Source organism: Pseudomonas sp. Je.1.5.c, assembly GCF_051129895.1.
In the GTDB taxonomy this organism is placed as follows: Bacteria; Pseudomonadota; Gammaproteobacteria; order Pseudomonadales; family Pseudomonadaceae; genus Aquipseudomonas; species Aquipseudomonas urmiensis.
On sequence record NZ_JBCPSP010000041.1, the window covers coordinates 1 to 14,129 of the forward strand.

At 63.1% G+C, this 14,129-nt stretch carries 10 protein-coding genes; 6 read left to right on the plus strand and 4 right to left on the minus strand.

Annotated features, from left to right (window positions below; translation table 11 throughout):
* Window positions 1-549 precede the first annotated feature (549 nt).
* Window positions 550-2,943, minus strand: a complete 2,394-nt coding sequence (locus AAZU54_RS22525) for a sensor domain-containing diguanylate cyclase (RefSeq protein WP_392467630.1) — start codon at window positions 2,941-2,943, stop codon at window positions 550-552.
* 92 nt (window positions 2,944-3,035) lie between these two features.
* Window positions 3,036-5,228 (minus strand): bifunctional 23S rRNA (guanine(2069)-N(7))-methyltransferase RlmK/23S rRNA (guanine(2445)-N(2))-methyltransferase RlmL, encoded by a 2,193-nt coding sequence (gene rlmKL / locus AAZU54_RS22530; protein ID WP_186557253.1) that lies wholly within the window; start codon window positions 5,226-5,228, stop codon window positions 3,036-3,038.
* A gap of 543 nt (window positions 5,229-5,771) precedes the next feature.
* Between rlmKL and rmf the strand changes: the two genes are divergently transcribed.
* Window positions 5,772-5,987, plus strand: coding sequence for a ribosome modulation factor (gene rmf / locus AAZU54_RS22535; RefSeq protein WP_079227119.1), 216 nt, complete (start codon window positions 5,772-5,774; stop codon window positions 5,985-5,987).
* A gap of 97 nt (window positions 5,988-6,084) precedes the next feature.
* Here the strand turns inward: rmf and AAZU54_RS22540 are convergent, their stop codons facing one another.
* Window positions 6,085-7,110: a quinone-dependent dihydroorotate dehydrogenase gene (locus tag AAZU54_RS22540; protein WP_312154719.1), complete on the minus strand. Its 1,026-nt coding sequence runs from the start codon at window positions 7,108-7,110 to the stop codon at window positions 6,085-6,087.
* Window positions 7,111-7,249: 139 nt separating this feature from the next.
* On the opposite strand from AAZU54_RS22540, the gene AAZU54_RS22545 reads away from it, so the two are divergent.
* The 5 genes from AAZU54_RS22545 to cobA all read left to right on the plus strand — a co-directional run bounded on the left by AAZU54_RS22545 (window position 7,250) and on the right by cobA (window position 12,945).
* Window positions 7,250-8,464: a CmpA/NrtA family ABC transporter substrate-binding protein gene (locus tag AAZU54_RS22545; protein ID WP_312154718.1), complete on the plus strand. Its 1,215-nt coding sequence runs from the start codon at window positions 7,250-7,252 to the stop codon at window positions 8,462-8,464.
* Window positions 8,465-8,475: 11 nt separating this feature from the next.
* Window positions 8,476-9,051 carry an ANTAR domain-containing response regulator gene (locus AAZU54_RS22550; protein WP_434727700.1) on the plus strand — a complete coding sequence of 192 codons (576 nt, stop codon included), beginning with the start codon at window positions 8,476-8,478 and terminating at the stop codon, window positions 9,049-9,051.
* Between the two features lie 230 nt (window positions 9,052-9,281).
* Window positions 9,282-10,493, plus strand: a complete 1,212-nt coding sequence (locus AAZU54_RS22555; protein WP_186557257.1) for a nitrate/nitrite transporter — start codon at window positions 9,282-9,284, stop codon at window positions 10,491-10,493.
* A 10-nt stretch (window positions 10,494-10,503) separates the two neighbouring features.
* Window positions 10,504-12,174 carry a bifunctional protein-serine/threonine kinase/phosphatase gene (locus tag AAZU54_RS22560; RefSeq protein ID WP_186557258.1) on the plus strand — a complete coding sequence of 557 codons (1,671 nt, stop codon included), beginning with the start codon at window positions 10,504-10,506 and terminating at the stop codon, window positions 12,172-12,174.
* Between the two features lie 27 nt (window positions 12,175-12,201).
* Complete coding sequence (cobA, locus tag AAZU54_RS22565) at window positions 12,202-12,945, plus strand: uroporphyrinogen-III C-methyltransferase (protein WP_186557259.1); 744 nt, start codon at window positions 12,202-12,204, stop codon at window positions 12,943-12,945.
* Between the two features lie 68 nt (window positions 12,946-13,013).
* On the opposite strand, the gene AAZU54_RS22570 is transcribed toward cobA, so the two are convergent.
* Window positions 13,014-14,054 carry an OmpA family protein gene (locus AAZU54_RS22570; RefSeq protein WP_186557260.1) on the minus strand — a complete coding sequence of 347 codons (1,041 nt, stop codon included), beginning with the start codon at window positions 14,052-14,054 and terminating at the stop codon, window positions 13,014-13,016.
* Window positions 14,055-14,129: the final 75 nt, after the last annotated feature.

Consider the following 14,129-nt stretch of genomic DNA (forward strand, 5'->3'; position numbering starts at 1 on the left):
TCTTTATCGGCGCTTTGGTGGAAGGGGTGGGGCGATGTCTCCCACGGTCTGTACTGCTGCGAACAGTCAGAATCGGGCATTTAGTCCCACCACCCCTTCAAGTCTAACCATACAAGCGGGCTTGCCCGCGAAGAGGCCAGAGCATCCCCCACACCTGTCACTATCGCCAGATAACGCCAGCCCAGTCGCCGCCACTAACTTCGCGACTTCAGGAGGCCGAGCGTAGGTGTCTGTAGGGCCAGGTGCGCAGCACCCTTCGGCGTAGCCGAAGGCGCGAGATGTAGATTTGCGCAGCAAATCGTAGGCCGCGCGGGCCCGGAAGGCACCGAAGCGAGGGGACCCGAAGCGCAGCGTAGGGCCGGATGGTGGAGCGCAGCCTTTTTTGGTTACTTTTGGCTGGGCCGGCACACCGGGCGTTTGCCAAAAAGTGACCCGCCGTAAGGGCGGAAGGGTGCCGAAATATCACCATCGTGAATGGATAATCACACAAAACACATTGAATCAGACAAATCAGGAAATCAGGAAATCAGGAAATCAGCCACTACCCCCTCAAAGCAACACCACCTCAACCCGATCCCGACCCGCCTGCTTAGCCGCATAAACCCCCGCATCCGCCCGCAACAACAAAGCATCAGCCCCCTCCCCCGACCGCCACCCAGCCACCCCAAAACTCGCAGTAACCCGCCCAACCCCCTCAATCGCCAAACTCCGCACCCCCTGCCACAACTCCAACGCCAACCACCGCGCCTGCTCAGCATCACTCCCCGGACACAGCACCATGAACTCCTCCCCACCCAACCTGCAAAACACATCGCTACGGCGCAACCGCTGGCCAATGTGCTGGCACAGGCTACGCAACACATGGTCACCCACCGCATGCCCATACTCATCGTTGATGCGCTTGAAATGGTCGATATCGAGCATGATCACCGCCAGCTCCAGACCCTCACGCTGGGCCCGTTCCAGCTCGCTCTTGAGCCGCTCCTGGAAGTAGCGACGATTATGAATACCGGTCAGCACATCAGTGATCGACAGCGCTCGCAGCTCTTCCTCAACCCGCTTGGTATCAGACACATCCGTCAGATAGCCATGCCACAAGGTGCAGCCGTTATCGCCAATCTCCGGCGTCGCCTCGCCCCTCACCCAACGCAGCCCGGCCCGCGGCAGAACCACGCGATACTCCTCACGCCACGGCGACAGATGCTCGGCCGAGTAACGCACCGAACGCCGTACCCGCTCCAGATCGTCCGGATGAATGCGCTCGAATACCACCGTCGCATCCTCGCCCAACAACTGCAGGTCGACCTCGTAGATGTCGTACAAACCCTGGCTGGCATAGGGAAAGCACGAATGCCCGTCGGCATCCAGGCGGTACTGGTAGATACCTCCCGGCACCTCGGCGCTGAGCTTTTCCAGCAGCCGATCACGCGCAGCGAGCGCCTCATGCACCCGACGCCGCTCGGTCACGTCGATACAAATCGCCAGATAGCCCACCCACAAGCCCTGCTCGTCGAGCACCGCAGTCACCAGCATATTGGCCAACAAGTGGCTGCCGTCCTTGCGCACCAAAGTCCACTCGCCGGGCTCTGCGCCGGCCTCTTGCACGGTTTCGGCGAACATTGCCTGGCCGCCGGCGATCTCCCGCCCGTAACGCACGGTCAAGGCATGCGCTCGCTGGCCGAGTTCTTCAGCTTCGACCAAGTCGGCAAGGTTCAGCTGTCCAACCGCCTCACCGGCCGAGTAGCCCAGCATGCGTTCGGCGCCGGCATTGAAGGTGCCGACCACACCCTTGAGGCTGGTAGCGATGATTGCCACCTGGGTCGCTGCATCGAGCACACTGCGTAACTGGTTGTGGGTGCCGCGCAGGGATTGTTCACTGATGCGCAATTGCGCCGTGCGCTGTTCGACCAGCCGCAAGGCGCGCTGACGTTGGCTGAACAGGCTGTACAGCAAGGCGCTGAGCAACACGCTCAGCAGACCTCCGAGCAATGCCACGGTGTGCACCGCCGAAGAACGGTTGGCCTGCAAAAAAGCCTGGCTGGGCCGGATCGACAGCTGGTAGTGATGATCGGCCAAATGCAGCAAGTGGTTGCTGGCCATCGGAATCTGCGCGACCGGATTCTGCGAGTCGTACAGCGCTTCCTGGCCATTGCTCCCGGAGGTGTCGAGTATGCGCACCACCAGGTTATCGTCGGCCGGCGGCGGCAGGCCCTCGGCGATCAGCTGGCGCATGCTCAGCAGCGCCATGACATAGCCGCTGGGCGCATTGTCTGGCCCGCGCTCGGCGAAGACTGGCGCCACCATCAGCAGGCCACGGGCATACACCGGCTCGACATTGATCATGTCCAACGGGGCCGACACCGCCATGCTCCCCGGCGCCGACGCTCGCGCCAATGTGGCTTCACGCAGCGGCTGGCCGAGCAGATCCAAGCCATAGGGCTGCCCCTGCAACGTCGCCGCCTGGGTATAGAGCACGGGATAAAAACGCTCGCGCGCCGCTGCTGGCTGCAACACGCCTTGCGCGTCCTGATCGCGGATGTGATAAGGCTGGCCGAGCCAGGCACTGGCCTGACGCTCGAAGCTTTCTCGCTGCCCGACTTCTACCCTGGGTGCCCAGGAATAGGCCTGGGTGCGATGCAACAGCGGTTTGACGTAGCCATCGAACTCACGCGGGGTGATTTCGCTTGAGTAGCTGAAGAATCGGCGCAGCCCATCCAGGCGCTGCTCCTGATCATCGAAGCGTTCGGCGATGCGGCTGTAGCGCTCATTGGCCAGCAGCTCGAAGCGCTGGCGCAACTGCTGCTTGTAGAAGGTCTGTGCGGCAATGGCCAGGGCGGCCGTGAGCAGGCCGCCAGCCACCAGGGCCACCAGGGCGACCGCCCAAGCGGACAGCGCCTGGCTGAACAGGCCGAACACCTTCGCACGCACGCCACACTTGGACATAGAGCATTCTCGTCACGTCAGCGTCCTGCGAATTGTCCGGCCCTAGCTATTTATAGCCATTGGCCACTAGCGACGCAATGTACCTCGTCGCCTCAACGCAGTTGCAAACGCCATGCCCGGTGAATCTTGCTGTTACGCGCAAAGTCCGGGTCGACGGTCTGGGCGCTGATCTCCTCCACGGCGTAGCGTGCGCTCAGGCTCTCGTCGAGCTGGAACTTGCGGAAGTTGTTGGAGAAGTACAGCACGCCACCCGGCGCCAGACGGGCCAGGGCCAGGTCGAGCAACTGCACGTGGTCCCGCTGCACATCGAACACGCCTTCCATACGCTTGGAGTTGGAGAAGGTGGGTGGGTCGATGAAGATCAGGTCGTAGCTCTCGCGGCAGTTCTCCAGCCAGGCCATTACATCGCCCTGCTCCAGGCGATGGCGATCGGAATAGCCATTGAGCGACAGGTTGCGCCGCGCCCAGTCCAGGTAGGTCTTGGACAGGTCGACGCTGGTGGTGTCGCGCGCGCCGCCTTTGGCGGCATGCACAGTGGCAGTGGCGGTGTAGCAGAACAGGTTGAGGAAGCGCTTGCCGGCAGCCTCGCGCTGGATGCGCATGCGCATCGGGCGATGGTCGAGGAACAGCCCGGTGTCCAGGTAGTCGGTGAGGTTGACCAGCAGCTTGACGCCACCTTCCTTGACTTCTTGGAAGCGCCCTTCGGTAGCCTGACGCTCATACTGGCGGGTGCCACTCTGGCGCTCGCGACGCTTGAGCACCACACGCTGCGGATCGATGCCCAGCGCCTGGGGAATGGCCGCCAGGGCATCGAGCAGACGGCCTTGAGCCTTGTCCGGGTCGATCGAGCGCGGTGCGGCGTATTCCTGCACGTGCACCCAATCCTGATAGAGATCGACCGCCAGGGCGTACTCGGGCATGTCGGCGTCATACAGGCGGTAGCAATCGACCTGCTCGCGGCGGGCCCACTTGCCCAGTTGCTTGAGGTTTTTCTGCAAGCGGTTGGCGAACATCTGCGCGCCTTCGGACAACCGCGCCGGTTCACTGGCCACCGCCAGCGGACGTGGGCTGTCGACTTCTTGCGACTCGGACGAGCGACGCTCGCCAGTGACGAACTGATCTGGTTGAACCTTGAACAGCAGCAGTTTGCACGGCAACGCGCCGTTCCAGAAGGCGTATTGCTTGTGGCTGCGGATCCCCATGCGCTTGCCCAGCTCAGGCGCACCGGTGAACACCGCAGCTTCCCAACCCAGGCAGGCCTGGCGCAGGCGTTCGCCAAGGTTCTGGTAGAGGTAGAGCAAGCTGGCTTCGTCACCCAGGCGCTCGCCATAAGGCGGGTTGCTGATGACCAGGCCTTTTTGATTCTGGTCAGGACGCGGCTCGAAGCTGCCGACTTCACCCTGGTAGATCTTCACCCAGTCCGCCAGGCCGGCACGCTCGACGTTGTTGCGCCCCGGCTGGATCAGCCGTGGATCGGCCTCATAACCGCGAATCCACAGCGCTGGCTTGGCCAAGCCAGCCTCGGCGCGGGCTGCCGCCTCGTCGTGCACCTTGCGCCACAGCGCCGGCACGTGACCGAGCCAGGCGCTGAAACCCCAACGCTCGCGCTTGAGGTTGGGGGCGATGTCGGCGGCGATCATCGCCGCTTCGACCAGGAACGTGCCCACGCCGCACATCGGGTCGGCCAGGGCGCCGCCTTCGGCGGCAATTCGCGGCCAGCCGGCGCGGATCAGCACGGCCGCCGCGAGGTTTTCTTTCAGCGGCGCGGCGCCTTGCTGCAGGCGGTAGCCACGCTGGTGCAAGCTGTGCCCGGAGAGGTCGAGCGAGAGAATCGCCTCGCCACGGTCCAGGCGCAGATGTACGCGCAAGTCCGGGTTGAGCTTGTCCACCGAAGGACGCAGCCCTTCACGGTTACGCAGCTTGTCGACAATCGCGTCCTTGACCTTCAAGGCGCCGAAGTGAGTGTTGTCGATCCCCGAACCATGCCCGCTGAACTCCACGGCCAGGGTGCCATCGGCGGTCAGGTGATCCTGCCAGTCGACGGCGTTGACGCCGTCGTACAGGTCATCGGCGTTCTTCATCGAGAAGCGCTTGAGGACCAGCAGCACGCGGTTGCCCAGGCGCGACCAAAGGCACAGGCGGTAGGCGGTTTCCATGTCGGCCTCGCCACGAATCGCCGAGGTGTGCTCACGCACCTCCTCCAGACCAAGGCCACGGGCCTCTTCGGCAAGCAGGCCTTCCAGGCCCTTGGGGCAGGTGAGATAAAGTTCGAAACGGTCCGACATGAGTAATCCAGAGCCTTTGGCTATTTAAGTGACGGGTCGACGCATCGTCCCGCCGATGTTTACCCGAGCGCCCTTTTCACAGGCGCTCGGGTGGCGCTGCGTGCAGAGCAAGCGCCAGGCCACCCGACAGTTAAGCACTCACCTGGGTGAAAACGCTTTGATCGTCGGGCAGTGTGAAAATTTCGTGGGTTCGCGGGGAAGGCGTGACCCTTCGTCGCATTACCAATTATTTCAGTCATGTGCCGGAAACAATGGCCAAATGACTGCAACCGCCACTAAACCCTGATCATAGCGGGCTAAAGCCTAAACAGGGTTGAGTCGCATTTTACTTATCCTTTCATCGGCAGAAAGGTTACGTCCTTATGACAAATCGATCATTCACACTGTGACTCGCATTCGTTAGAACTGAACTCAGGTCGTTTCGCAATGGAACGACACTTCTGCTCGCGACGCCGGCAGCGAGCGCAAAACCGGCAGAAAGATTCTGCCCGGCCTCAGAGAGGCCGACGGGACATTACAGTCAACAAGTGAGGGCAACACCCTATGAGAAGACTTAAGCGTGATCCGTTGGAAAGAGCATATTCACGTGGCTACCAGTATGGGGTCACCGGCAAATCTCGCGAACTTTGCCCCTTCACCCTTCCATCCGTTCGCCAGGCCTGGATCAACGGCTGGCGCGAAGGTCGCGGAGATAACTGGGACGGTATGACCGGCACCGCTGGCATCCATAGACTCAACGAAAATCACGCCGTTGGCTGAACGAGGACATTGAATTCGAGTCACCATGCACGCCCCATCCGGGCGGCGGGCTACGGCCCAGGGGCCCCTTGATGGGGCCCTTTTTTATGCCCCGCCGTTACTGGCGCGGCATGGCAGCGATGGCATCCACCGCCTGGCGAATCAACGCCGGGCCCTTGTAGATGAAGCCCGAATAGATCTGTACCAGGCTCGCACCCGCGGCGATCTTCTCGGCAGCATGCCGGCCTTCGGTAATCCCGCCCGCAGCGATGATCGGCATCCGCCCGGACAGCTCGCCCGCCAGCACCTTCACCGTGTGGGTGCTTTTTTCCAGCACTGGAGCCCCCGACAGCCCACCCGCCTCGCCGCCGAACGGCAGGCCTTCGACGCCTTCGCGAGACAGCGTGGTGTTGGTGGCGATCACTGCATCCATACCCGACTCGAGCAAGGCCGCCGCTACCAGGGCAGTTTCTTCATCGGTCATGTCCGGGGCGATCTTGATCGCCAGCGGCACGCGCTTGCCATGCTCGCTCGCCAGTTGCTCGCGGCGCACGGCCAGGGCATCGAGCAGTTGCTTGAGCGAGTCACCGAACTGCAGCGAACGCAGGCCCGGGGTATTCGGCGAGCTGACGTTGACGGTGATATAGCTGGCGTCGTTGTAGACCTTCTCCAGGCCGATCAGGTAGTCGTCAACCGCGCGCTCGACCGGGGTGTCGAAGTTCTTGCCAATATTGATGCCCAGGATGCCGTCATAGCGCGAAGCCCGCACCCGCGTGAGCAAATGATCGACGCCTAGGTTGTTGAAGCCCATGCGGTTGATGATCGCGCTCGCCTCTGGCAGACGGAACAGGCGCGGCTTGGGGTTGCCCGGTTGCGCACGCGGGGTCACGGTGCCGATCTCGACGAAGCCAAAACCCAGCTGGGCGAAGCCATCGATGGCCGCGCCATTCTTGTCCAAGCCTGCGGCCAGGCCCACCGGGTTGGCGAAGTTCAAGCCCATGACGGTCACCGGGGTTGCTGCCGGCTGCTTGCACAGCAAGCCATTGAGCCCCAGCCGGCCACCTGCGCCGATCAGGTCGAGGGACAGGTCGTGGGAGGTTTCCGGAGAAAGCTTGAACAACAGCTGGCGGGCCAGGGTATACATGGGCGGGCAAGACTCGGGGGTGAGTGAGGGGGCGATTATAGCCAGCACGCCGCCGCCGCGACAGGCCTTTACCGCACCTCTGGCATATCGCTTGCTTCGCTCAGGCTTCAAAGCCTATTCAGTACGGGCGAGGAGCTTCGTGAATACATTCCCCCGCGCAACACCTCTGGCCTGGGTCAACGGCAGCGATGCACCGGAAAAGCCCAGCCTGGACATTGGCTTCATGGCTCTGACCGATTGTGCTTCGGTAGTGGTCGCAGCCACCCAAGGCTTTGCCCAGCAACAGGGCCTGACCCTCAACCTCAAGCGCCAGGCCTCCTGGGCCGGCCTGCGCGATAAACTGGTCAGCGGCGAACTCGACGCGGCGCACTGCCTATATGGCCTGATCTACGCCGTACACCTGGGTATCGGCGGAGTACCGGTCAGCGACATGGCGGTGCTCATGGGCCTCAACCAGAATGCCCAGGCGATCAACCTGTCGCCGGCCCTGCAACGCAAGGGCGTGACCAGCCCTGAAGCACTGGCCAGGCTTGCGCACCAAAATGGCCCACGACTGACCTTCGCCCAGACCTTCCCCACCGGCACCCACGCGATGTGGTTGTACTATTGGCTGGCCAGCCAAGGCATTCATCCACTGCGCGACGTGCACAGTGTCGTGGTGCCACCGGCGCAGATGGTCGCTCACGTCCAGGCCGGGCGTATCGATGGCTTTTGCGTCGGCGAACCCTGGTCGGCCGATGCCGTGGCCCAAGGCCAAGGTTTCACCCTGGCCACCAGTCAGTCGATCTGGCCAGATCATCCAGAAAAAGTCCTCGGTTGCGCGCGCGCCTTTGCCGAGCAATACCCCAACAGCGCCCGAGCCTTGATCACAGCCATTCTCGCCGCCAGCCGCTTCATCGAGCAGAGCCCGGAAAACCGCCGCAGCACCGCCCAGTTGCTCAGCGGCAAGGCGTACCTGGATACGCCGCTGGAAAACATCGAGCCGCGCTTGCTCGGCGACTACCAGGACGGCCTGGGCAACCGCTGGCAAGACCGGCATGCGCTGCGCCTGTTCGACCAAGGCCGGGCCAACCTGCCGTACCTGTCCGACGGCATGTGGTTCATGACTCAGTTCCGCCGCTGGGGTCTTTTGCGCGAAGACCCTGATTACCTCGACGTCGCTCGCCAGGTGCAGCAGCTGGCGCTCTACCGGGAAGCTGCGGCAGCACTCGGCGTGCCTTGCGCTGAGCTGCCAATGCGCAGCAGCCTGCTGATCGACGGCATCCGCTGGGATGGCAGCGATCCCCACGGCTATGCGCGCAGCTTTCGCCTGCATGCCATGGCTGAAACACCCAGCGCCCGTGTCGGTCTGTGAGGGGGACGAACATGCTACGCATCCTGCTGATCGACGACACCGAAAAGAAAGTTGGCCGGCTCAAGGCCGCACTGGTCGAAGCCGGCTTCGAGGTCATCGAAGCTGGCGGGCTGACCATCGACCTGCCCGCCTGCGTCGAAACGGTGCGTCCCGATGTGGTATTGATCGATACCGAGTCACCGGGGCGGGATGTGATGGAGCAAGTGGTGCTGGTCAGCCGTGATCGACCGCGCCCCATCGTGCTGTTTACCGATGAGCACGACCCGCAGGTGATGCGCCAGGCGATCCAGGCTGGGGTCAGCGCCTACATCGTCGAAGGCATCCATAGCGCCCGCCTGCAGCCGATCCTGGATGTAGCCATGGCCCGCTTTGAGAGCGACCAGGCGCTCAAGGCCCAGTTGTTGGCGCGCGACCAGCAACTGGCCGAGCGCAAGCGCATCGAGCAGGCCAAGGGCTTGCTGATGACGATGAAGGACTGCAACGAGGAGCAGGCCTTCACCCTGATGCGTCGCCAGGCCATGAGCAAACAGCAGAAGCTGATACAGGTGGCCGAGCAGATTATTGCCATGCACGAGATGCTGGGCTGAGCCTTGCGGCCAGTAAACGCTGACCGGCACTGACAAGCCAAAACAGCCGGCTCAAGATTGGCCCGGCTCTTGCTGAACAAATACCACAGGTAGCCAACGGCGGTTGCCCAACCCTCCGACAAAGACGTCGCTCTCCCCTCCACTGTGGTGGATCGGGTAGCGGCGTCTTTTTCGTTCCGGCCCTGCACAGACAGGGCATGACTACCGTTGCAAGCCGCGCGAGGTGTTCGATGAGTACGAGTTTCTGGAAGTCCGGGCATGTGCCTACCCTGTTCGCCGCGTTCCTGTATTTCGACCTGAGCTTCATGGTCTGGTACCTGCTTGGCCCCATGGCGGTGCAGATCGCCGCCGACTTGCAACTGAGCCCGCAACAACGTGGCCTGATGGTCGCGACACCGATCCTGGCTGGCGCACTGCTGCGCTTTGCGATGGGCATGCTGGTCGATCGCCTGTCGCCAAAAACCGCCGGCCTGCTCGGTCAGGTGGTGGTGATCCTGGCCTTGGCCTGTGCCTGGTTGCTGGGTGTGCACAGCTATGAGCAGGCGTTGCTGCTCGGCGTGTTCCTCGGGGTTGCCGGCGCTTCGTTCGCGGTCTCGCTGCCACTGGCTTCGCAATGGTATCCGCCACAACACCAGGGCAAGGCCATGGGCATCGCGGGTGCCGGCAACTCCGGCACCGTGTTCGCCGCACTGCTGGCCCCGGCGCTGGCGGCAGCCTTTGGTTGGAACAACGTGTTCGGCTTCGCCCTGATCCCGCTGCTGCTGACCCTGGTGCTGTTCGCCTGGCTGGCACGCAACGCCCCACAACGCCCCAAGCCCAAAGCCATGGCCGACTATTTCAAGGCGCTGGGTGATCGTGACAGCTGGTGGTTCATGTTCTTCTACAGCGTCACCTTCGGCGGCTTCATCGGCCTGGCCAGCGCCCTGCCCGGCTACTTCAGCGACCAGTACGGGCTGAGCCCGGTGACTGCCGGCTACTACACCGCCGCCTGCGTCTTTGGCGGCAGCATGATGCGCCCGCTGGGCGGCGCCCTGGCCGACCGCTTCGGCGGTATCCGCACCCTGCTGGGCATGTACAGCGTAGCCGCAGTGTGCATCGCTGCGGTCGGCTTCAACCTGCCCAGCGCTGCCGCGGCCTTGGCCTTGTTCGTCAGCGCCATGCTCGGTCTTGGTGCGGGCAATGGTGCGGTGTTCCAATTGGTACCGCAGCGCTTTCGCCAGGAAATCGGCGTGATGACCGGGCTGATCGGCATGGCCGGCGGCATCGGTGGCTTCATCCTGGCCGCAGGCCTGGGCATGATCAAGCAGCACACTGGCGACTATCAGCTGGGGCTGTGGCTGTTCGCCAGCCTCGGCCTGCTGGCCTGGTTCGGCCTGCATGGGGTCAAGCAACGCTGGCGCACCACCTGGGGCTCGGCGGCGGTCACCGCGGCACGGGTCTGAGGCAGCCAACATGAGCCTGCAACTGAGCTTTGCCCAAGCCACGGCCACCGGCCCGCGCGCGGAAAACCAGGACGCTTTGCGCCTGGTCACCCCGGCGCCGGAGCTGGCTGCCAGCAAGGGCTATCTGTTCGCCCTCGCCGACGGCGTCAGCCAGTGCGCCGACGGCGGCCTGGCGGCGCGAGCCAGCCTGCAGGCGCTGGCGCTGGATTACTATGCCACCCCGGCGACCTGGGCCGTGCCGCAGGCGCTCGATCGCCTGCTGCTGGCGCAAAACCGCTGGCTGCGCGCCCAGGGCAGTGGCCAACCGCTGTTGACCACCTTGAGCGCGCTGGTGATCCGCGGGCGGCGCTTCACCCTGGCCCACGTTGGCGACTGCCGGGTCTATCGCTGGCACCAGGGGCGCTTGCACTGCCTGAGCGAAGACCATGTCTGGGATCAACCCGGCATGCAGCATGTACTCAAGCGCGCCTTGGGGCTGGATCAGCACCTGCTGGTCGACTACCTCGAAGGCGAGCTGCACAGCGGTGAAAGCTACCTGCTGCTCAGCGACGGGGTGTGGGCCAGCCTGGGCGACCAAGGCATCCTCTCGGTGCTGCGCGAGCACGCTGATCTACAGGAGGCGGCCAATACGCTGGTGGCCAGCGCTCATCTGTGCGGCAGCCAAGACAACGCCAGCGCCCTGCTGGTGCGGATCGAGCAACTGGGGCCAGCAAACTTGGGAGACACCCTGGCACAACTGCAACAGTGGCCTGTGCCGACAGCGCTGCGCCCAGGGCAACTGATCGATGGCTGGCGGGTCGATGCGCAACTGGCGCGCAGCCGCCAGTCACTGCTGTACCGCGTTCACGACAGCCAAGGTCACCCGTGGCTACTGAAGACCTTGCCCACTGGCCAAGAAACACAAGCCGGCGCCGCGCAGCGTTTGCTGCAAGAGGAATGGTTCCTGCGCCGCGTTGCAGGCCGGCATTTCCCCGAGGTGCATGCCGCCAGCCATCGCCAGCACCTGTACTACCTGATGCGCGAATACCCAGGGCAGACCCTGGCGACCCTGCTGACCGAAAGCGGCCCGCTGCCGCTGGTGCAATGGCTGGAGGTCGCCCGCCAGTTGCTGCAAGCGGTAGGCGTGCTGCACCGACGCAACCTGCTGCACCGGGACATCAAACCGGACAACCTGCACCTGGGCGAAGACGGTCAGCTGCGCCTGCTGGACTTCGGCCTGGCCTATTGCCCAGGTCTCTCCGAAGACGCCCCGCATGATCTGCCCGGAACCCCCTCGTTCATCGCCCCGGAAGCGTTCGAAGGGCAACCGCCCAGCCCCCGCCAAGACCTCTACGCGCTGGGCGTAACCCTGTATCAGCTGCTCACCGGGCACTACCCCTACGGCGAAATCGAAGCGTTCCAGCACCCGCGTTTCAACAACCCGATTAACCCGGCGCGCTATCGCCCAGACCTTCCCGAGTGGCTCCAGCGCAACCTGGAGCAGGCCGTCGCCGCAGACCCTGCGCAGCGTTTCGAAACCGCTGAGCAGTGGCTGTTGTTGCTCGAACGCGGTGACCGCCAGGAGCTGACCGGCCGCCCTCGGCCGTTGCTTGAGCGCGAACCGCTGAAAGTCTGGCGGACCTTGGCGCTGCTATCGATGCTGTTCAACCTGATTGCGCTGTTCTGCCTGTTCAAAGGCTGAGCGGCGCTGCTGATGAGGAACACCCCAATGCATGCAAAAGTCTGGCTGGTGGGCGCAGGCCCCGGCGACCCTGAGCTTCTGACCCTTAAGGCGGTACGTGCGCTACGCCAGGCCCAGGTGGTGATGATCGATGACCTGGTCAATCCGGCGCTGCTCGAGCACTGCCCGCAGGCGCGAGTGATTGCCGTGGGCAAGCGCGGCGGTTGTCGCTCGACGCCGCAAGCGTTCATTCAACGGCTGATGCTGCGCCATGCCCGCCAGGGTCGTTGCGTAGTGCGGCTCAAAGGCGGAGATCCGTGCATCTTTGGCCGTGGCGGCGAAGAGGCACTGTGGTTGCAGGGCTACGGCATTGAAGTGGAGGTGGTCAATGGCATTACCGCAGGACTGGCCGGCGCGACCCAGTGCGGTATCCCCCTGACCTTGCGTGGCGTCAGCCGCGGGGTGACGCTGGTCACTGCACACACCCAGGATGACAGCGAGCTGAATTGGGCAGGACTAGCCCAGGGCGGCACTACGCTCGTGGTGTACATGGGCGTCGCCCGCCTGGAGGAGATCCGCCAAGGCTTGCTCAGCGCCGGCATGCCTGGCGATACGCCTGTGTCGATGATCGAAAACGCGTCGCTGCCCAATCAGCGCGAATGCCGCAGCCAGCTGCAGCGAATGGGCTCAGATGCCCATGCATTCGGCCTGCGAAGCCCTGCGATCCTGGTGATTGGCGAAGTCGTCGGACACGCCGCCCAGCAGACCCTGCAACAGCAGTTGGCCAGCTAGCACCCAGGACGAATTTCAGGCAAAGAAAAACCCGGCCTAGGCCGGGTTTTTCATGAACCTCAAACCAATTACTTGGACTGAGCTTCTACTTGCGCTTCAACGCGACGGTTAACAGCGCGACCTTCTTCGGTGGCGTTGTCAGCAACCGGACGGGTCTCACCGTAGCCAACCGAATCAACACGGCTGGATTCAACACCGTACTGCTGGGTCAGCACTTGCTTGACAGCGCTGGCACGACGCTCGGACAGCTTCTGGTTGTAAGCGTCTGGACCGACGGAGTCAGTGTGACCTTCAACGGTGGTGGTGGTCGACGGGTACTGCTTCATGAAGTCGGCCAGGTTTTTGATGTCGCCGTAGCTGTTTGGCTTGACGACCGACTTGTCGAAGTCGAACTTCACGTCCAGCTCAACACGTACGACTTCGGCAACTGCCGGGCAGCCGTCGGCGTCAACGGTAACGTTGGCCGGGGTGTCTGGGCACTTGTCGACGTTGTCGCAAACGCCGTCGTTGTCGCTGTCGGAGCAAACTTCAGCAACTGGAGCAGGAGCAGGAGCAGGCTGCTTGCCGCCGCTACCACCGAAGTTCAGACCCAGACCAACGGTTGGGCCCCACTCGGTGTTGCCGTTGTCGATGTTGTACATGGCTTCAACGCCAGCACGGGCGAAGAACATGTCGGTGATGTACCACTTGGCGCCAGCGCCAACGTTGGCGAAGGTGGAGTGGTCGCGGCCGCTACGGGTAGCTTGGCCCAGGCTCTCGTGGGCGAAGCCAGCGGAGACGTACGGACGCAGCGCGTCGCCAACGGTACCGAAGTGGTAGGTGGCGTCCAGCTTGGTTTTGGAACCTTTGATGTCTTTGTTGAAGACTTCGCCACGAGCGTTGTGGGTCTCGTTGTAGCCCAGATCCAGGGAAACGTCGTCGGTCAGGAAGTAACCGAGGCGAACACCAGGATTGGTGCCGTCGTTCTTGAAGTTACGCTCGCTGTCGTAGTACTGCTTGGTGACGTTACCTTCGATTTCGACAGCGCCTTGGCCTTGAGCCAGAGCACCGAACGAAGTAGCAGCTACGAGCGAGCCAATGGCCAAGCCCAAAGTGTTTTTCAATTTCATCCGTTAAATCCCCATCTGGTGATAGTTAAGCGGTCCCACCAAAATCCGGGGGACAACTCGACGGCTAGTCTAGCA